Here is a 19,459-nt window from a genome sequence, read left to right as displayed (position 1 = left end):
ATAGGTGAACGTCGTGCGCTAGCGCAGCCGGTGCCCCCAGCAGCGCGGCCGCCAACAGAAGAGCGCGCTTCACGGCCGCAGCCGCTGATAGGACGTCATATCCTCGAAGCGGCGCAGACGCCCTTCGATGACCCTGAACATATACCTTTGGCTATCGTTCCGCGCCGCTGACAGCGATGCACCACGATCGCGATGCTCTAGATAGGCCTTCACGCCGCCAGCGCCGTAGCGATGGCCGGCCGCAGCGAGGTTTGCTTCACGGAGAGTGATCGGCGTGCCATCGAATGCTCGCACCTGCTGGCCCAGCCGGGCCATCACGCCGTTATTCACCATGCGTTGCTCTATCCCACGCAAATAGTCGGTGAGGGCCGCCTCCTGCGCCGCCGGGTTTGCGAGGAAGGCCGCGTCGCTTCGCACGTTCGGAAAATTTGCGGGTGGGTGCCATGCACCCGGGCCGTCTTGCCAGCCTGCCTCTCGCAGCGCGATTGGCGTCATCTGATACCGCCCCAGCGCCCCGCTCGCATTCCGCACACCATAGCCATGGTCGCGCGCAGCGCCCTCCCGCGACTCCTCCTCCGCGATCCTCTCCCGCCATTCCTGGTTCGGCTGCCCCACCCAGGCTCGCGGCGGCATCGCGGCCGGCGCGGCGGCGCGGGGCTGGGCCGGCTGCGCGGGTGCGGCGCGCGGGGTCGCCCGCGATGCCGCCTGCCCCGCCCCCGCCGGCCGGCCCGATCCCGCGGGTGGCGCCGAGCGCTCATAGGCGCGGACCCCATGCGGCCGCCCATCCTCGCCCCGGCGCTGATGGGCGCGCACATGGACCATCGCCTCGCCCTGCTGCGCCGCCATCGCGCGCGGGCCGGGCCCCGGATAGCGCGCGGCATAGGCCGCCGCCACCTCCCGCCGCAGCCCCTCGCCGGCCGCGCCGGGCTGCCGGTAGGCCGGCTGCCGGATCATCGCGCGGAGATCCGCATCCTTCGAAGCCGCATCCGCCATCGTCTCACGCCTTCATGCCGCACGAGACGAATATGTTCCTATTTTGTTCTCAAAGTCAAGCCCGCACCCGCTTGCCCCGCCGGCCCTCGCGGCGCATGGTCCGCCGCCATCGCAGGCCCCGAAAACCATCCCGGGAGGATCAGAATGCTCGACCGTCCGCACCCCACCCCTGCCCAGCCCTCCACCGATCCCTTCGCGCTCGCCAAGGCGCTCTCCGGCGTCCATTTCATCGGCGGCGCCTATGTCCCCGCGCGGTCGGGCAAGACCTTCGCCGTGGTGAATCCGGCGACGGGTGCGGAAGTCGCCCGCGCCGCCGAAGGCGATGCGGCGGATGTCGATGCCGCCGTGCAGGATGCCGCGAAGGCGCAGAAGGACTGGGCGAAGGTTCCTGCCCGCAAGCGTGGCGCGCTGGTCCATCAATGCGCGCAGCTCCTCAAGGAGCATGTCGATGAGCTCGGCCGCCTGATCGCGCTGGAAACGGGCAAGGCGCTGCGCACCGAATCCCGCGTCGAGGCCGGCGTCGTCGCCGATGTCTTCGAATTCTTCGGCGGCCTCGGCTCCGAGCTGAAGGGCGAATCCGTCCCCTTCGACCCCAAGGTGCTGTCGGTGACGGTGCGCGAGCCGCTCGGCGTGGTGGGCGCCATCATCCCGTGGAACGTGCCGATGCTGCTGATGGCGCTGAAGGTCGCGCCGGCGCTGGTGGCCGGCAATGCCGTGGTGGTGAAGTCGGCCGAGGAAGCCCCCCTCGCGGTGCTGCGCATCTGCGAGATCATGAACCGCATCCTGCCGCCCGGCGTGTTCAACATGGTCTCGGGTTTCGGCCCCGAATGCGGCGCGCCGCTGGTCGAGCACAAGCTGGTGCGCAAGGTGACCTTCACCGGCTCGGTCGAGACCGGCAAGATCGTCGCCCGCGCCGCGGCCGAGAAGCTGATCCCGGTCACGCTCGAACTCGGCGGCAAGTCGCCGATGATCGTCTTCGCCGATTGCGACTTCGACAAGACGGTCTCCGGCGCGCTGACCTCGATGCGCTTCACGCGGCAGGGCCAGTCCTGCACGGCCGCATCGCGCATCTATGTCGAACGCCCGATCTTCGATCGCTTCGTCAAGGCGATGACCGATGCGGTGAACGGCATGGTCATGGGCGATCCGCTGGATGAGAAGACCGACATCGGCACCATCGTCAGCGAAGGCCAGCTCGAGAAGGTCAAGGGCTTCATCGCCGAGGGCAAGGCCACACCCGGTGCGACCGCCCATGTCTGCTCCGCCATGCCGACCGACCCGGCGCTGAAGAAGGGCCTGTTCATCCAGCCCGTGATCTTCACCGGCCTGACCGGCGACAGCCGCCTGGTGCGCGAGGAGATCTTCGGACCCGTCACCGTCATCCAGCCCTTCGACAGCCCCGAGGCCGTGCTCGCCGAGGCGAATGACAGCGACTACGGCCTCGCCGCGTCGCTGTGGACGAACAACCTCAAGGTCGGGCTCGACCTCGCGCACCGGCTGGAGGCGGGGCTGGTGCAGATCAACCAGAACCTCGTCGTGCAGGCGAACCTGTCCTATGGCGGGGTGAAGTCCTCGGGCCTCGGCAAGGAAGCAAGCCTGGAGGCGATGCTCGAGCACTTCACGCACAAGAAGACCATCATGGTGAACATGGCGTGAGGGTGCTCCGGCGCGGGCTGGTCCTGGCCCTGATCCTCGCGGGCTGCGCGGCGGAACCCCCGCCCGCGCCGCCCGCCGCGCCTCCCCCGCCCCCGCCTCCGGTGGGCTGGGAACCGATCCCCTCGCTCAGCACCGGCGGCGACATCGTCAGCGGCTATGTGCAGGAGCGGGGCCTGGTGGCGCGCGGTGCGGTCCGCCGCGCCTGGATCCTGCTGAACCTGCGCGAGCCCATCCCGATCCCCGAGACGGGCGGGCGGGCGCAATCGGTGCGTTTCATGGCCGAGTACCGCTGTGCCGAGCGGCAGTGGCGGCCGCTCGAAGGCGCCTGGTTCGCCCGGCAGAACGCGCAGGAGCCGGTCCATGCCGAACGGCCGCGCGGCCGGACCTTCCAGCCCGCGCCGGCGGGCTCGCTTGGCGGGTCCTTCCTGGATGCGGCCTGCGGGCTGTAGCCTCCGGGGCAGCCGCTCCCCCCGGGACCGGATCGCGCCTGACGGGACATGGCCGGGCGCGTGACGGCGCCCGGCGACGCCGGACGACCGGAAGACGCGGGCGTCAGCCGTCGTATTCGCCGAATAGCCGGTAGCGCAGGGCCCGCAGGGTCTGCGGATCAACCCCGGCCGCCATGGCCGCACGATAGGCGGCCAGCGCCGGCTTGATCCGCTTGCGCAGACGTTCGGCATCCGACAGGCCGACCCAGGCGATGGCCAAGCCGGGGTCGGCCTCGGTCAGGCGCGTGAAGAGTTCCCCCGCTTCCGGCACGCGCCCCGCTTCGAGCATGAGCTGGCCGAGCCGCACCAGGGTCGGCACATGGTCGGGGGCCGCGGCCGCCGTCGCTTCCAGCAGCGCCAGCGCCTCCCGCTTGCGGCCCTGGCGCAGTAACGCCTCGGCCATGGCGAAGTTCACCGCAGAGGATTCCGCATCCTCGTCGATCGCCTGGGCCAGGGCCGAGCGCACCGCCTCGGCCTCGCCGCGGCTCAGCAGCATCTGGCCCAGCATCCCGCGCAGGTCCTGCGCAGCCGGATCGGCCTCCAGCCCGCGCCGGACCGCGGCCTCGGCCTCCTCGGGCCGGCCCGCCGCCTGCAGCACCTCGGCCAGGCCCACCCAGACCGCCTGGGGAGGGTGCGCCATCATGGCGATCAGGCGCTCATAGATCTCGGCCGCACCGGCGTAGTCCTCACGTTCCGCCAGCATGCGGGCCAGGCGCTGGGCGATGCTCACCGCCTCCGGCAGGGCTTCGAGCCCGGCCCTCGCCACGGCCAGGGCATCGCGGCGCCGTTCCTGGCGACGCAGCACGTCCATCAGGGCCAGGTAGCCACCCTCGGAGGAGGGATCGAGCGCGATCGCCCGGCGTGCCTCGCGTTCCGCCGCGGCGCCCTGGTCCAGGGCAAGGAGGAAGTTCGCATGGCGGACAGCCAGCGCGGCATCCGTCGGATGCAGGGCCAGCGCCTCGGCCGCGACCGCCCGCCCCTGCTCGTGCCGCCTGAGTTGCGACAGCGCATCGAGCATGCCCGTCCACGACGCCGCCTGCTGCGGCTGCGCGTCGATGAGGCGACGATGATGCAGGATCGCCTCCTCGCCCCGCCCGACGGCGACCAGGGCGCGGGCCATCCGCCGGACCAGCCGGGCGCCGCCCGGATGCTGGTCCAGCGCCGCCTGCCCGACCAGGACGGCCGCCTGCAGGCGCCCACCCTGCGACAGCCGGTCGATCACGGCGTGCCACTCCGTCTCCGTCGCCGGATGCTCGGCGAGACCGGACAGCAATGCGGCCAGATACGGACCGGCCGCCTGGTCCGGTGCCGGGTCCGGTTCCAGCATGGCGAGACCCAGCGCCGCGCCGCGCTGCGCGGGCTCCTGCGCCAGAGCGGCCAGGAAGCGCCGCTCCGCATCGGCGGGCTGGCCGGCCCACAGCGCGATCTCGCCCGACAGGGCCAGCATCGCGGCGTCGGCCGGGGCCGCGGCCAGCGCCGAGGCCGCTGCCGCGGACATCGCCTCCGTGCACTCCAGCCGGGGCAGAAGGCCGATCAGCGCCGCGCCGATCGCCTCGTCGCGCACGCCGTCACGGATGGCATCGAACAGGGCCAGTGCGGCCGCCGGCACCTGGCCGAGGCGCTGCAGGCACTGGGCAAGCGCGACCCGCGGCCGGGCCGCGGCAGGGATGGCGGCGATCCAGCGGCGCAGCAGGGCCGCCTCCGCATCGTACCGCCGTTGGGCGCGCAGGGTATTGGCCTGGACGGCAAAGTGCCGGTCCGCGACAACGGGCGGGGGAGCCGGCGGCGGCCCCGACGGCGCTGGCTTCACCGGCGCCTTGCCGCGCAGGGCGGCCGCCCATCCGGCATGCCCGCGCGCCTCGGCGGCCATGGCGACCGCCCGGCGCAGGCCCGGCGACCGAAGGCGTGCCTCGCGCAGCACCGCGACCACGCCGGGCCCATCCTCCGCCAGGGCGGCATGCAACAACGGCCCGAGGCGGCCGGTCTCCGCGAGGACCGACGCGACGCCGCTCCCCCCGCGGCGCAGCGGCACCGCCAGGATCCTGGGCATGGCCGCAAGCCGCCGCGCCTGGGCACGGTCATGCGGCACCAGCGGGTCGTAGACGATGACCGGCAGGCGGGCGAGGTCGGCCCGGCGCACCGTCATGTCGGCGTTCCGTTCCGCGTCGAACTGGCGCGCGGTGCGCGGGTCGCGCGGCACGGCCACGGGATCGAGGGAAAAGACGGGCGCGAAGGCGATGCTCGCCTTCGCGCTCATGGCGCGGCCGTATTTCAGGGCGGCATAGCCGCCCATCCCGGCGCCGAAGGTGATGCGCGGGCCCCGCGGCAGGGCGGCGAGCGCCTGGGGCAGCAGCGCCGCCATCTCGGCGCCCGGGTACCAGGTCGGGCGGTGCGCCGCGAAGACCAGCGTGCTCCAGCCGAGCGGCGCCACCTGGCCGCGGAACCACCACCCCTCCGGCTCCACCGGCGCGGCACTGGCGGGGGTGAAGACAACCAGGCTCGCCGGCCCCTCGCCCGGCCAGAACCAGAGGCGAAGGCTGTCGCTCTCGCCCAGCAGGCGCGGCGCCGGGCGCTCCTCGCGGGCAGGCGCCGCCGTCAGCGCGCCCCCCGTTTCTTCGAGCATGCCGGGCAGCCGGTCGTCGGCGATGCCGGCGGCGAGGGCGTCGCGCGCCGCCGCCACCGCCTCGGCCAGGAGATTGATCCGCCCCAGCCGCTCGACGAGGCGCAGGCGGGGCTCGGGGTCCTGGGGCGCTGCCTCGATCCAGCCGCGCAGCGCAGCGATCTCGGCTTCCGGCCGCGCGGTGCGGGCGAGCGCATCTGCGCGGGCCCTCAGCGCGCGGACCGGATCGACGCGGCGGGCCAGGGCACGCTGCTGCGTTGCCGCGGCCCAGTGCGGATGGCCATGGGCCTCCAGCATCGCGGCGGCGGCGAGCAGCACGGTGGGCGACTGCCGGCGGGCCAGACGGATCGCTGCCACGGCCTCCTCCGTCCTTCCGGCGATCAGATGCTCGCAGACGGGGAGGAGTTGCCGAGCCTCGGGGAGCAGCAGCGCCGTCATATGGCCCGCCAGGCGCAGCTTCACCGCCCGGATGCCGGGCAGCGCCGCGATGGCGCGCGCCTGCCGGTCGTCTGCGCCGACGCCCGGATCCCACAGCACCAGCGCACCGTCGGGATAGTCGCCGGGCGCGATGCGCATGCCGGCATGGCGCCGGGGATCGAAATGCGCCGCGCCGATCTCCCCCGTCGTCCCGTCGGCGGGATCGATGGAGAAATGCGGCGAGAACCCGAGCGCACCCCGCGCCCCGAGGCCGGCAGCGTATTTCAGCGCCCCATAGCCGCCCATGTCGAAGCCATAGGTCACCAGATCGGGCCGGGCAGCGGCCCGGATGGCGGGCAGCACGGTTTCCATCAGGTCGCGCGGGAACCAGTCCGGATCGGTCGTGGCGACGCCGATGAGGTCCACCCCCTCCTGCCGTCCCAGCGACGATCCCCACCAGCGATCCTCCGTGACGATCGGCTGCCGCGGACCGAAGACGACCAGGGTCCAGGGTGTCGTGCCGGGGCGATGGAAGACATGGATGCCGCCGGCGCGGTGCAGGGCTCGCGTCTGGGGGGTCGTCGTCATGCCCCTTGGGGTAGCGCAGGACGCCGCCGTGCGGAACCGTCCCGGCCTTCCGTTTCGGACCATCCGCACCCATTCTGCCCGCCATGTCCTTCATCCTGCGCTGGTCGGGCCGCGCGGCCGCGGGCCTGATCCTGCTGGCCCTGGCCGCCACATTGCTGCTGACGGCCGCCGTCTGGTGGAGCCTGCCGGCCCGCCAGGGACGGCTGGTGCTGCCCGGGCTGGCTTCGGCGGTCGAGGTCGGCTTCGACGATCGCGGCATTCCGCACGTCGCCGCGGCCAACGAGACGGATGCCTGGACCGCGCTCGGCTGGCTGCATGCCCGCGACCGCCTGTTCCAGATGGAGATGATGCGCCGCGGTGCGGCGGGGCGGCTCGCCGAGGTCACCGGGTCGGCCGCACTGCGCATCGACCGCTACATGCGCATCCTGGGGCTGGTGCCGCGGGCCGAGGCCGACCTCGCCGCGCTGCCCGCCGCGACACGCCAGGCTCTGGCGGCCTATGCGACCGGGGTGAATGCCTGGATCTCCGCCCATGGGCGCTTCGCGGGACCGGAATTCGTGATGCTCGGCGCGCCGGAGCCCTGGCGGCCAGTGGATAGCCTGCTCTGGGGCAAGGTCATGGGGCTGTGGCTGTCAGGCAACTGGCGAACCGAGCTGGAACGCGCCCGGCTGGAGGCCATCCTGTCGCCGGACCGGATCGAGGACCTCTGGCCCGCCGACACGACGCCGGGCCGGCCGGACCAGCCCCTGCTGCGGCAGGGCGCGGCGGCCGGGCCGGCGGCGACCAACGCGCACGCCGGGGCCTCGTCCTTCGCCGCGCTGGATGGGCTGCTGGCGCAGATTCCGCACTTTCCGGTCGATGCGCCGCTGCCCTCCATGGCCTCCAACGCCTGGACGGTGGCGTCGGCACGGGCGGCGCGAGGGGCGCCGCTGCTCGCCTCGGACCCCCATCTCGGCTATTCGGCGCCGATCCTGTGGTACCTCGCGCGCATCGAACTGCCCGGCGGGCGAGTGCTCGCCGGGGCCACCGCGCCGGGCGTGCCCGGCATCATCATCGGGCGGAACGAACGCCTCGCCTGGGGGTTCACCACCACCACCTCCGACACCCAGGACGTCTTCGTCGAGCGGCTTGTCGGGTCCGACGCTTATGAGACCCCCGACGGCCCCCGCCCCTTCATGGTGCGGGAGGAGGTGATCCGCGTGCGCGGTGGCGACCCGGTGACGCTGCGGGTGCGCGAGACGCGGCATGGGCCGGTGATCTCGGATCTCGATGCGCCGCAGGGACGCACGGACGGGACGGTGCTCGCCGTCGCCATGGCCAATCTCGCGCCGGGGGATACCGCGGCGGCGGGGCTGCTGGCGCTGAACGACGCCGGCAGCATCGGCGCGGCGCGGGAGGCCGCTCGGCTGATCACCAGCCCCGCCCAGAACATGATGGTCGCGGATGCCGAGGGAAACATCGCACTCTACCTCACCGGCCGGGTGCCGCTGCGCCGGTCGGGGGACGGGTCACAGCCGATGCCGGGCTGGGACGGGCGCGCCGACTGGACTGGCTTCGCGCCCTTCGACACCCTGCCCCGTGTCGAGAACCCGGCGAGCGGCATGCTCGCCAACGCCAACAACCGCGTCGCGCCGGCCGGTGGCGGCGTGTTCCTCGCCCGCGACTGGCCGGGCGATTGGCGGTTCCGCCGGGTGGGCGAGATGCTTGCCGCCCGCCCGCAGTTTCAGGCGGCGGATTTCGCGGCCATGCAGGCGGATGTCGTCTCGGTCTTCGCGCGGGAGATGCTGCCCGTGCTGCGCGCCGCCCCGCGGCCCGATGGCGCGGGCGGGGCTGCCTTCGACCTGCTCGCCGCCTGGGATGGGGAGATGGAAGGCCCGCGTCCCCAGCCGCTGATCTTCCACGCGACCATGGGCCGCTTCGCGCGCACGGTGCTGACCCGCGCCGGCGTGCCCGAGGACGCGCAGCGCGCCAGCGCCGAATTCCTCCATCGCATCCTGACCGACCCGGCGCGCGGCCGCGCCTGGTGCGGGGAGGCCGGCTGCAGGCCCGTCCTATCCGCGGCCCTGGCGCAGGCCGTGGCGGAGCTCGGCCCGATCCACGGGCCCGATCCCTCCACCTGGCGCTGGGGATCGGCCCATCAGGCGCGCTTCGAGCATCCGATGCTGCGCTACGTCCCCGGCCTCGACAGCCTGACCCGCATCACCACCCCCTCCGCCGGGGATGGCGAGACGGTCAGCCGCGCCGGGTTGCGCGCCGAGCTCGAGGGCCGATTCGGCAATATCCATGGCGCGGGTTTCCGCGGGGTCTTCGATCTCTCGGACCCGGCCGGCGCCTGGGTGGTGATCGCCACCGGCCAGTCCGGCCATCCGATGAGCCCGCATTGGGCGGACCAGCTCGATGCCTGGCGTGACGGGGCGCTGCTGCGCCTCGGTCCCATCGCCGGCGAGCCCGCCGGACGCATCCGTCTGCTGCCGTGATCCGGACGGATGGTTGATTCCGACCGCGCAGACGCCGACACTAGGCGCAATCCGATGCTCCAACGCTCTGCCCGTCGCCCGCACTTCTTCTACACGACCGCGCCCCTGCCCTGCCCCTACCTGGCCGGGCGGACGGAACGAAAGGTCGTGACCGAACTCTCCGGCACCGATGCCGAGGCGCTGCACGACCGGCTGTCGCGCGCCGGGTTCCGCCGCAGCCACAACATCGCCTATTCGCCTGTCTGCCCGGGCTGCCAGGCTTGCATCCCGATCCGCATCGTCGTTTCGGCCTTCGAGCCGGACCGCACCCAGCGCCGCATCGCCCGCGCCAATGCCGACATCACCGCGGCCGAGATGCCCGCCCGTGCCACCGCGGAACAATTCGCGCTGTTCAACCGCTACCAGAAGGCGCGGCACGCGGATGGCGACATGGCGGCGATGGGCTTCTACGACTACCGCGCGATGATCGAGGACACGCCGATCACCACGACCGTGGTCGAGCTGCGCGACCCGACCGACAGGCTGGTCGGCGCCTGCCTGACGGACCGACTCTCGGACGGGCTCTCGGCAGTCTATTCCTTCTACGAGCCGGGCGAGGACAAGCGCTCGACCGGCACCTTCATCGTGCTGTGGCTGGTGCAACGGGCGCGCGAGCTCGGCCTGCCCTACGTCTATCTCGGCTATTGGGTGCCGGAGAGCCGGAAGATGGCCTACAAGGCGCGCTTCCGGCCGAGCGAGGTGCTGATGGGCGGAAGCTGGCGGGTGCTGAACGAAGGCGCCGAAAGGCCCGCGACGGCACCGGTGATGACCAGCGCCGATCTGTGAGGGCGGCACGGGCCGCCCGTTTCGCACACTGATGGGCCAGCGGGGTCGGGGCGGGGCACTTCGCTCGTCGTCAGATGCCAGCGCGCCCATGTCCTGACCTGCGGAACCGAGAGGGGCGGAGCCTCATGGAGACGAAGGTGAGGCACGCGACGCGACGGGGGGCTTTGCCCCTCTCCATCTCCGTCAGTGCCGCATCTTCGCGCGCATGGCGCAGCGCGCCTCCGATCATCGGACCGGGATGGCCCGTGACGGACGCCATCGGCCGATGCCCGCCGTGCCATCGGGGAAGCGACGGAAGAGTGTAACGGTCGGCCTTGTGGCGCCCTCCTGTGACGATTATGGTGCATCGCCCCGGCGGCAAACGCTGCGGGCGGATATCCGGGCAGGATCGCCCGGCGCGTGACCCCGGGGCTCAAGGCCAGGGCGTGCGACCGGCGCGACTGATCGGGAACCTGGCCTGGAGCCGGGATGGCGATCATGCCTCCCGCGCCTTTCCGTGGATCAGCCGGGTGCCCTCCTACCGGTTCCGCCAGCGCGGAGACGGGTGCGCGCATGATCCGGACCGCCCCCAGCCGGCAGCCGGACCTCCGCACCGCGTCGCCGGCCCGCCCGTGCCTGGGACCACCGCGCTTTGCGCGGCCGTTCAAGGGTTTCCGGGGCAGAGACCAGGCGCGCCCACCCCGGGCCCGTACCGCTATGCCTGCGGTATGCGGTCCACCGAGCGAGGATGTTCGCCGCCGCATGCCTGACGACGCAGCGCCGCGATTCCGTTCCAAGCCCGGGCCCCGCCATTCCGTTGCGCCGGCGGCCCAGCCGCGGCGCGGAGTTCCGACGCCCATGACCAAGCGCATGCTGATCGACGCATCCCACCCCGAGGAAACACGGGTGGTGGTGCTGGACGGCAACCGCGTCGAGGAATTCGACCTCGAGACCGCCACCCGCAAGCCGCTGAAGGGTAACATCTACCTGGCCAAGGTGGTGCGGGTCGAACCCAGCCTTCAGGCCGCCTTCGTCGAATATGGCGGCAATCGCCACGGCTTCCTCGCCTTCGGCGAAATCCACCCCGACTACTACCAGATCCCCATCGCCGACCGGCAGCGCCTGATCGAGATGCAGGCGGAGGATGCCCGCGCGGAGGAGGAGGACGACCTCCCGCCCGAATCCGCCATGGACCGCGCCGACTGGAACGGCGAGGGCAATGAGGGCTGGACGCCGGCCGAGGATGCCACCGAAGCCCCGGCGGAAGATGCGCCGGCGCCGGCCGCCCAGGCGCTCGACATGGCCGAGGAGCGCATCACCGGCACGCCGGATGCCGGCATGACCATCGAGGAGGCGCCGGCGGAGGGCGCGGCCGACACGGCGCCCGAGGCCGAACCCGTCGTCCTGGCGGATGCCGTCGCGCCCGCCGAGGTGCTGCCCGCCGCCGTCGAAGCCGCCACCGAGGCCGAGCCCGTCACCGCCGAGGGCGAGCCTGCCGTCGCCGAAAGCGAGGCCGAGGAGATCAGCCGCGTCGAGAGCCTTCCCGCCGAGGAAGCCCCGCCGCCCGAGACGATCGGCGGCGAGGACCTGCCGCCGGAAAGCGAGGAAGACCGCCGCGAGCGCCGCATCCCGCCCCGCTTCCTGCGCCACTACAAGATCCAGGAAGTCATCAAGCGCCGGCAGATCATGCTGGTGCAGGTCGTCAAGGAGGAGCGCGGCGGCAAGGGTGCGGCGCTGACCAGCTACATCTCGCTCGCCGGCCGCTTCTCCGTGCTGATGCCGAATTCCCCGCGCGGCGGCGGCGTCTCCCGAAAGATCACCTCCGCCGCCGACCGCAAGCGCCTGCGCGAGGTCGTCGAGGAGATGAGCCTGCCCGACGGCATGTCGCTGATCGTGCGCACCGCCGGCGCGCAGCGCCCCAAGCCCGAAATCAAGCGCGACTGCGAATACCTGCTGCGGCTGTGGGACAGCATCCGCGAACGGACGCTCGCCTCCACCGCCCCCGCGCTGATCTATGAGGAAGCGGACCTCATCAAGCGGTCGATCCGCGACGTCTACGGCCGCGACATCGAGGAAGTCGTCGTCGAGGGCGACGACGCCTACGGCCAGGCGCGCGAATTCATGCGCATGCTGATGCCGCAGAGCTCCGGCCGCATCCGCATGCATCGCGAGGCGGTGCCGCTGTTCGCCCGGCACAATGTCGATGCGCAGCTCGACGCGATGCATTCGCCGGTCGTGCAGCTCAAGTCGGGCGGCTACATCGTCATCAACCAGACCGAGGCGCTGGTCGCCATCGACGTGAATTCGGGCCGCGCGACGCGCGACCGGCACATCGAGGACACCGCGCTGCGCACCAACCTCGAAGCCTCGGACGAGATCGCCCGGCAGCTTCGCCTGCGCGACCTCGCCGGCCTGATCGTCATCGACTTCATCGACATGGAGTCGTCCAAGCATGACGGCATGGTCGAACGGCGCCTGAAGGAGGCGCTGAAGCACGACCGCGCGCGCATCCAGGTCGGCCGCATCAGCCATTTCGGCCTGCTGGAGATGTCGCGCCAGCGGCTGCGCCCGTCCATCGCCGAACAGACCTTCGTCACCTGCCCGCATTGCCAGGGCCGCGGCACCGTCCGCAGCGTCGAGAGCAGTGCCCTGCAGGTGCTGCGCGCGATCGAGGAGGAGGGCGCGAAGCGCCGCGCCGCCGAGATCTGCGTGCATGTCGCAAGCCCCGTCGCGCTGTGGCTGCTGAACCGCAAGCGCGACCGCCTGGCGGAGCTCGAAGCCCGCTTCGGCATGTCGGTGATGTTCGAACCCGACGATGCGCTGATCCCACCGGCGCTGAAGATCGAACGCCTGCGCGCCGCCGAGCCGGCCGCCATCCCTGCCGCGCCCTCCGCCCTGCGCATGGACTACGCGCCGGAGCCGGTCGAGGCCGAGGAAGACGTCGAGGAGGCCGAGGACAGCGAAGAGGCGGCCGAGGCCACTCCCCGCCGCGCCGGTGAGGAAACCGCCGAGGAGGGCGAGCGCCGCCGCCGCCGCCGCCGCCGTCGCCGTGGCGGTCGCCGCGAGGACGGCCGCGATGCGGCTGCGGGTGGCGAGGATGGCGAGGGCCCAGACGGCGACGCCGAGGGCGAGGGCGAGGTCGAGGCCGATGAGGGCACCGAGCAGGCCGAGGCCGGTGAACCCGTCGAGCCCATGGAGGCCGGCGAGGCATCCGAGGCGGCCGAGACGGCCGACGCTGCAGCGGCCGATACGGCTGAGGGCGAGGCCCGCCGCCGCCGCCGCGGCCGTCGTGGTGGTCGTCGTCGGCGCGATGACGGCACGACGCCCGACCTGATGGCGGGTGTCGAGGAGGAAGCCGAGGCCCCCGCCCCGGTGCCCGCCCCTGCCCCGTCGCGCTACAGCGGCCCGACGCCGGCCGACCCCTTCGCGGGCCAGATCGACGACATCTTCGAGGCGATGGAAGCGGCCGAGGCCGCTGCCGAGCGTGCCGCGACCGCGCCTCGCCCCGCGCGCGTCGCGCCCCCCGTGGCTGAAGCGCCGGCCGCCGAAGCTGCTCCGGTATCCGAGCCCGTGGCGGCCGAAGCCGTACCCGAAGTGCCGGTGGCCCGTCCCCCTGAGCCGGAACCCGAACCCGCCCCTATCGCTGCGGCCGAACCCGCCGCGCCGGAGCCGGAGCCGGAGCCTGCCAGCGTGCCGGAACCCGAGCCCGCCGCGGCCGAACCGGTCCCGGCTGCCACGGAGGCAGGCCCGGTGGAGCCGGTAGTCGGCGCGCCGATCCAGCCCGTGCTCCTCGACAGCGAAGCGACGCCGGACCGGCCGAAGCGGCAAGGCTGGTGGCGCCGCTGAGATCAACACGGCACCACGTGGCGATACGCCGCGTGGTGCCGGGGTAGAAGCCCGCGCCGCGCGCGACGGGGAGGGTTCCTGCCCATCTCCGGACCGACTGTCCCGGCACAGGCCGAAGGGCCTTGGTGGTGGTTGTTTGCCCGCTTCCGCTGCGGCAGCCATCGGAGGGGCGCCGCCCCTCCGAATCAGCCCGCCAGGGGATTGGATCCCCTGGAACGCATTCTGCTGGTGCCGGGCGGCGGGGTCATTCCATGCCCTCCCGGCGCGTTTCGGGTGCAGAAGCGGGCCTCGGCATTCCAGTCTGCCAGCGGCGCGCGACGCCAGGTGAAGGTTTCCAAGGGCCCTTCGGCCTTTGGCGGGGTGAGGTTTGGAGAGGGGCGGCGCCCCTCTCCATTCGCCATCGCCCGCCATGTCTTCGCGCCGATGGACCGGCGCCCCCGCAACGCGACGGCGGAGGTTTCGACGTGGTCAGGAACGCCGACCGGCCAAAGGTCCCGAGCGACGGCGCGCGTCCATGGTATGCGGCATCGGCATCACGCCCGGACAAGATCCCGGCACTGTCCCCCGCGGCCTTCGCCTGCCGCGGCTGCGTCCTTCCGGGGCGCCCCTCCCCACATCACGCCTTCGGCGCGCGCGGGAAGGCCTCGTGATGGCGGATCACCTCGCGGATGACGAAGGCGAGATACTTCTCGGCGAATTCCGGATCGAGGTCCGCGACCTTGGCCAGGTCCCGCAGCCGCGCGACCTGCTGTTCCTCGCGCTTCGGGTCGGCGGGCGGCATGGCGTGCTTCGCCTTCAGCGCGCCGACACGCTGGGTGCAGCGGAAGCGTTCCGCCAGCATGTGGATCATCGCCGCATCGATGTTGTCGATGGTCTTGCGCATCGCGAGCAGTTCCTGCCGCGCTTCGTCCTGGCTCTCGGCCATGCGTGTTTCCCCCTCCGGTCGCGTGGGACGGGCCTGCTGAGGCCAGCAGGCCCATCCGTCAAGCCTGTCAGGCGACTTTGCGGCTGGCCGGCAGGGACCGCATGGCGGCACGGAAGGCGTCGAGGGTCTGCGCCACATCCTCGGCCGTATGCGCGGTCGAGACGTAGTACTTGCTGTCGCCCTTCAGGATGCCGCGGCTGCGCAGCGTGGTGTTGACGTGCTTCTGCATCGCCGCGTCCTGGCGCAGCAGGGCGCGATAGTCGCGCAAGTCCCCATCGGCATAGACGACATCGAAGAGCACCGGCTCGCCCAGGCACTGCGCCGGGATGCCGGCTTCGGCGATCAGCGTCGTCAGCCCGTCCATCAGCGAGCGGCCGGTGGCGAAGACCGCGTCATAGGTACCGGGCTCGCGCAGCACCTCGATGGTCGCGAGGCCCGCCGCGGCGGCGACCGGATTGCCGGACAACGTGCCGACCTGGGTGAGGAAACGCTCCTCGCCGACCGCCGCCTTGTCGAACAGGGCCATGATCTCGGCCTTGCCGCCGATCGCGGACAGCGCGTAGCCGCCGCCGATGATCTTGCCCATCGTGCAGATATCCGGCGTCACGCCATAGAATTGCTGCGCGCCGCCCAGGGAGAAGCGGAAGCCGGTCACCACCTCGTCGAAGATCAGCGGAATGCCGAGCCGGGCGGTCACCTCGCGCACCGCGGCCAGGAAGCCGGGCTTGGGCGGGATCAGGCGCTGCAGCGGCTCCATGATGACGCCGCCGATCTCATCCTGATGCGCCTCGATCAGCTTCACGGCGGCGTCGATGTCGTTGAAGGGGGCGACCAGCACCTCGGAGCGGACCGATTCGGGAATGCCGGGGCTGTCGGGCACGGCGGCGGGGAAGTTCGCGAGGCGCTTCGGCGCCAGCGACATCAGCGCCCAGTCCGACATGCCGTGGTAGCCGCCCTCGAACTTCACGATCTTGGGCTTGCCGCGATACGCCCGGGCGAGGCGCATGGCATAGAAATCCGCCTCGGTGCCGGAGGAGAGGAAGCGCACCTTCTCCGCACAGGGCACCGCGTCGACGATCGCCTCGGCCAGGCGGATGCCGTGCTCATTGTCGGCGAAGAAGGTCGAGCCCTTCCCGACCTGCTCGATCACCGCCGCATCCACCTTGGGATGGCAATGGCCGATGAACATCGGGCCGGAGCCGAGCAGAAAGTCGATGTAGTCGTTGCCCGACACATCCTGCACATGCCCGCCCTTGCCCGAGCGCACCACGATGTCGGCGGGGAAATTGCCCAGCCCACCGCCGGGCAGGACGCGCTTCGCGGCCTCCATCAGCGCCAGTTCTTCCGCGCTCTTCGTGATGCCGCTCATGTCCTGCTCCTCATGCTGCGGCGCACAGCCTATCGAAGCGCCGTCGCGTCGACTACCGGCGGCCGGGCTGCGGCGGCGCGTCGGTCGCCGAATCCTGTCCGATGCCGAAGATCCCGCGCAGGAAACCCGGCGTCAGCGCCGCCAGCGGATTGACACTGACCGCCGGATCGGCGAGCGGCCCGCGGATACGATAGGTGGCGGCGAAGAGCCCGCCACCCTGCTCCGGGCTGAAGATCCGCCCCAGCAGCGGAATGCGCCCCAGCAGCGAGTTGAAGACATAGGCCGGCACGATGGTGCCCTCCATGTCGATCGCGTCGCGCCGCCGGTCGATCCGCCCGCGCGCCGTCAGCCCCAGCGACATGGAGAAGGCCCGCGCATCATCCAGCACCAGCGCCTCGGGCGTCAGGGTGAAGGGCGCGGTCAGGCTGGCGAAGGTGAGGCCCTGGCCGGACAATGCCTCGAAGACACCGAAGACCGACATGGCCTGCAGCAGCTTGCCCACGGCCGGCGCGTTCTCCACGGCGAATTCCTCGAGTTCCGCCGTTCCGGCCAGGGGCGCGCCCGACCGGTCATGGGCGTAGGTCGCATCGACCGACAGGCGCCCCCCCTGGATCGTGCGCAGCACGCCGAAGGCACGCAGCAGCGCGCCGCCATTGTCGCTGGTCAGCCGCAGGCGCCGCCTGCCAAGCTGCGGCGCGACGCTGAGATCGAGGCTTCCGCCGCCGACCACCCGGCCACGGACCTGCGCGGCGGCGAGCAGGCCCCGGCCATTCACACCGAGCGTCGCGGTAATGCCCGACAGCGCCGCATCCCCCTGCAGAAGCACGCGATCGAAATGGGCCTCGAGCGAAACACCAGCGCCGTCATCCCCGCCCGCCTCGCCTTCGGCCGCGCTGCCGCTGCGCGCCAACACCGGCGCGATGTCGAGCACCGGCCCACGCATGGCGATGGTCCAATCCCCGCCGGGGCCCTCCGGCGGGACGAGCTCCCCGCTGAATCGGCTGCGCCCGAGATGGGCCTGCTGGATCTCGATGCGCCGGGGCATGTTGCGGCGAAGCTGCGTGCCGCGGCCGCGCATCTGGGCATCGGCCGTCTCGACGCGGATGCCGTCGATGGCGGTGAGCTGCCCGTTCGCCAGCACGAAGGTCGCTTCACCCTGACCCGCCACACCTGGCGGCTTCGCCCATGCCAGGGCGTCGATGGACAGGCGGGCATCGCGCAGATCGGTGCGGAGCTGTACCCGCCCCTGGCCGTTCCGCCGCGTCTCATTGCGGATGTCGAGCCCGACCGCGCCGGTGACGAAGGGCCGCGGATCGAGGCCGAAGGCGGCGATCTGGCCCACCTCGGCGCGGCCCGTCACGGTTTCGCGCGACACCACCTGGTTCGCTGGGCCGTTGCGGAAATCGGCGGTCTGCTGGATGCGAACGGCGATGCCTTGCACCGTCGCCGTTCCGTTCACCCGCAGCCCCTGCGGATCGGCGGTGAAGTCGAAGGCACCGCGTTCGAGGTCCTTGCCCAGCACCAGGCGCGGGATGCGGATATCGGCGGCCCGGCCGGTCGCCGAAATCCGCATCGCCTCGATCGGCAGTTCCGCGATCATGGGGAAGCCGAGCGACAGTCGCCCTTCCCGCAGCGTGCCCGTCACGGAATCGACCGGCGGCGGGCGCGACCGGAACAGGCCGAGTCGCGGCTGGCGCAGCAGCGCCCAGACATCGGCGGCCGGCCCGCCGACAACGAGTTCGATTTCCGCGATCTCGGGGTCGGTGGTGAAGCCGATGCGCACCTTGCCCTCGCGCACCTCGATGGCCGTGCCGGACTGGTTGCCACCGGTCAGGTCGATCTCGATGGCATCGAGGCCGAAGCGCGCGCGGCCATTCGCATGGGCCGCCGGCGGAATGGGGCGCAGCCAGTGGACCTCGAGCCCCTCGGCGTCCAGCGTGCCGTCCAGGCTCGCAAGGGCAAAGGCTCCGGTGGCGGGGTCCACTGTTGCGGTCAGCCGCCAGTTGCCGTCGCGCGCGACACCGTCGGTCAGGTTCTCAGTCAGCCATTCCCGCGCCCCGCGGGCGATGCCGGCGGGCCAATAGAATCCGAGGTCGGCCGCAGCCACCTGATCGAGGCCGAACTGCGCTTCGATCCGCCATTGGGCCCCGGCGCGGCGCGCCTCGGCCTGGCCGGTGATGGTCGGCGCGGCGGCTGCGGCGCGCAGCACCGAGGGCTGGGCAGGATGCAGCACCGCGCGCTCGATGCGCAGCGTCTCCTCCTCCAGCGTCACGTCGGCCTCGAGCGAGGCCAGCGCGATGCGCCCCTTGGCCCCGAGGTCGATCGCCCCCGGGCCGATGCGCAGCCGCGCCAGTGCCATGCTGGGGATGCGCAGCCCGTCAAGCTGCACATCGACCGCAAGCGTCGCCGGCGCGTCGATCATGGCGAGCGGGGCAAGGCGCGGCGCATTGCGCGCCAGTGCTGCCGGCCGCACTGTCGGGACGGTAACGGTCGCCCGGCCGCGCCCCGTCGCGCCGTCGATCGTTCCGGCGACCCGCAGCCCCAGCCGCTCCGCACCCAGCGCCAGCCCCCCACTGCCGGCGAGGTCGATCCCCCCGCCGGCGCGGCGGGTCAGCGCCAGGGCGTCGATCTCCGCCGTCCAAGACCGGCCGAGTTGCCGATCCACCACGATCAGCCGCGTGTCGCTCAGCCGCACCGACCGCAAGGCCGACAGCGGCGCATCGTCGGAGGGCGGGCGCATGAGCTGGGCTGCGAGATCGAGCAACGGCGAGGCTTCGCCCGCCGGTGGCTCCTCCCCTGCTGCCGCGGCCTCGGTATCGCCTCGGCGCAGGTCGAGGCTGAGCGTCCCATCCTCCGACCGCGTCGCGCGCAACGTCAGCCCGCTCACCGTCAGCGCCCGCGGCGCCAGCACGCCGCGCAGCAGCCACGCCGGAGACAACGACAGAGTCGCATCGGGCAGGTCGGCATGCATCACGCCGTCGGCACCGATGGCTTCGACCTGTCGCATGGTCAGTTCGATCGGCGAACGCTGGCCCTCGCGCCAGCCCGCCCAGGCGATGGCGACCTCGCCGATCTGGAGCCGCGCGCCGTCGCGCCCCGTATCGAAGGCTTTCTCGAGTTCCCGCGCCAGCATGGGGAGCGGCAAAGGCCCTTCCTGGAGCCGCCAAGCCAGGGCGGCGAGGCCGATCCCCGCCAGCATCGCGACGGCAAGGACCATGCGCAGCAGGCGGCTCAGCCAGCGCCCGGCTTGACCTGCGGCCCGCCTCACCTGTTCCC

At 72.3% G+C, this 19,459-nt stretch carries 10 protein-coding genes; 5 read left to right on the top strand and 5 right to left on the bottom strand.

Going from position 1 to position 19,459, the window contains the following annotated elements:
- Positions 1–69: 69 nt before the first annotated feature.
- Positions 70–993, bottom strand: coding sequence for a hypothetical protein (locus KPL78_RS01350; RefSeq protein WP_219760846.1), 924 nt, complete (start codon positions 991–993; stop codon positions 70–72).
- Positions 994–1,137: 144 nt separating this feature from the next.
- Here KPL78_RS01350 and KPL78_RS01345 point away from each other — a divergent pair, with 144 nt between their 5' ends.
- Positions 1,138–2,649: an aldehyde dehydrogenase family protein gene (locus tag KPL78_RS01345; RefSeq protein WP_219760845.1), complete on the top strand. Its 1,512-nt coding sequence runs from the start codon at positions 1,138–1,140 to the stop codon at positions 2,647–2,649.
- Positions 2,646–3,098, top strand: a complete 453-nt coding sequence (locus KPL78_RS01340; RefSeq protein ID WP_219760844.1) for a surface-adhesin E family protein — start codon at positions 2,646–2,648, stop codon at positions 3,096–3,098. The genes KPL78_RS01345 and KPL78_RS01340 overlap by 4 nt, the downstream gene beginning before the upstream one ends.
- A 103-nt stretch (positions 3,099–3,201) precedes the next feature.
- Here the strand turns inward: KPL78_RS01340 and KPL78_RS01335 are convergent, their stop codons facing one another.
- Positions 3,202–6,762 (bottom strand): tetratricopeptide repeat protein, encoded by a 3,561-nt coding sequence (locus KPL78_RS01335; protein ID WP_219760843.1) that lies wholly within the window; start codon positions 6,760–6,762, stop codon positions 3,202–3,204.
- Positions 6,763–6,845: 83 nt separating this feature from the next.
- Between KPL78_RS01335 and KPL78_RS01330 the strand changes: the two genes are divergently transcribed.
- The 3 genes from KPL78_RS01330 to KPL78_RS01320 all read left to right on the top strand — a co-directional run bounded on the left by KPL78_RS01330 (position 6,846) and on the right by KPL78_RS01320 (position 13,889).
- Entirely contained in the window at positions 6,846–9,239 is a 2,394-nt protein-coding gene (locus KPL78_RS01330; RefSeq protein ID WP_219760842.1) for a penicillin acylase family protein, read from the top strand.
- A 54-nt stretch (positions 9,240–9,293) separates the two neighbouring features.
- Positions 9,294–10,064 carry an arginyltransferase gene (locus KPL78_RS01325; RefSeq protein ID WP_219760841.1) on the top strand — a complete coding sequence of 257 codons (771 nt, stop codon included), beginning with the start codon at positions 9,294–9,296 and terminating at the stop codon, positions 10,062–10,064.
- 837 nt (positions 10,065–10,901) lie between these two features.
- A complete protein-coding gene (locus tag KPL78_RS01320; protein WP_219760840.1) occupies positions 10,902–13,889 on the top strand; it encodes an Rne/Rng family ribonuclease in 2,988 nt (995 codons plus the stop codon).
- A 616-nt stretch (positions 13,890–14,505) separates the two neighbouring features.
- Here KPL78_RS01320 and KPL78_RS01315 read toward each other — a convergent pair.
- The 3 genes from KPL78_RS01315 to KPL78_RS01305 all read right to left on the bottom strand — a co-directional run bounded on the left by KPL78_RS01315 (position 14,506) and on the right by KPL78_RS01305 (position 19,451).
- Positions 14,506–14,814 (bottom strand): chorismate mutase, encoded by a 309-nt coding sequence (locus KPL78_RS01315; protein WP_219760839.1) that lies wholly within the window; start codon positions 14,812–14,814, stop codon positions 14,506–14,508.
- A gap of 67 nt (positions 14,815–14,881) precedes the next feature.
- On the bottom strand, positions 14,882–16,183 hold the full coding sequence (locus tag KPL78_RS01310) for an aspartate aminotransferase family protein (RefSeq protein ID WP_219760838.1): 1,302 nt from the start codon (positions 16,181–16,183) through the stop codon (positions 14,882–14,884).
- A gap of 52 nt (positions 16,184–16,235) precedes the next feature.
- A complete protein-coding gene (locus KPL78_RS01305; RefSeq protein ID WP_219760837.1) occupies positions 16,236–19,451 on the bottom strand; it encodes an AsmA-like C-terminal region-containing protein in 3,216 nt (1,071 codons plus the stop codon).
- Positions 19,452–19,459: the final 8 nt, after the last annotated feature.

The sequence above is a fragment of the Roseomonas alba genome (genome assembly GCF_019430885.1).
Classification (GTDB): Bacteria; Pseudomonadota; Alphaproteobacteria; order Acetobacterales; family Acetobacteraceae; genus Neoroseomonas; species Neoroseomonas alba.
This window is presented reverse-complemented; position numbering and strand designations above follow the sequence as displayed.

Coding starts and splice junctions, on each gene's coding strand:
- KPL78_RS01350 (WP_219760846.1), bottom strand. CDS start 993: ATGGCGGATGCGGCTTCGAAGGATGCGGATCTCCGCGCGATGATCCGG.
- KPL78_RS01345 (WP_219760845.1), top strand. CDS start 1,138: ATGCTCGACCGTCCGCACCCCACCCCTGCCCAGCCCTCCACCGATCCC.
- KPL78_RS01335 (WP_219760843.1), bottom strand. CDS start 6,762: ATGACGACGACCCCCCAGACGCGAGCCCTGCACCGCGCCGGCGGCATC.
- KPL78_RS01330 (WP_219760842.1), top strand. CDS start 6,846: ATGTCCTTCATCCTGCGCTGGTCGGGCCGCGCGGCCGCGGGCCTGATC.
- KPL78_RS01325 (WP_219760841.1), top strand. CDS start 9,294: ATGCTCCAACGCTCTGCCCGTCGCCCGCACTTCTTCTACACGACCGCG.
- KPL78_RS01320 (WP_219760840.1), top strand. CDS start 10,902: ATGACCAAGCGCATGCTGATCGACGCATCCCACCCCGAGGAAACACGG.
- KPL78_RS01315 (WP_219760839.1), bottom strand. CDS start 14,814: ATGGCCGAGAGCCAGGACGAAGCGCGGCAGGAACTGCTCGCGATGCGC.
- KPL78_RS01310 (WP_219760838.1), bottom strand. CDS start 16,183: ATGAGCGGCATCACGAAGAGCGCGGAAGAACTGGCGCTGATGGAGGCC.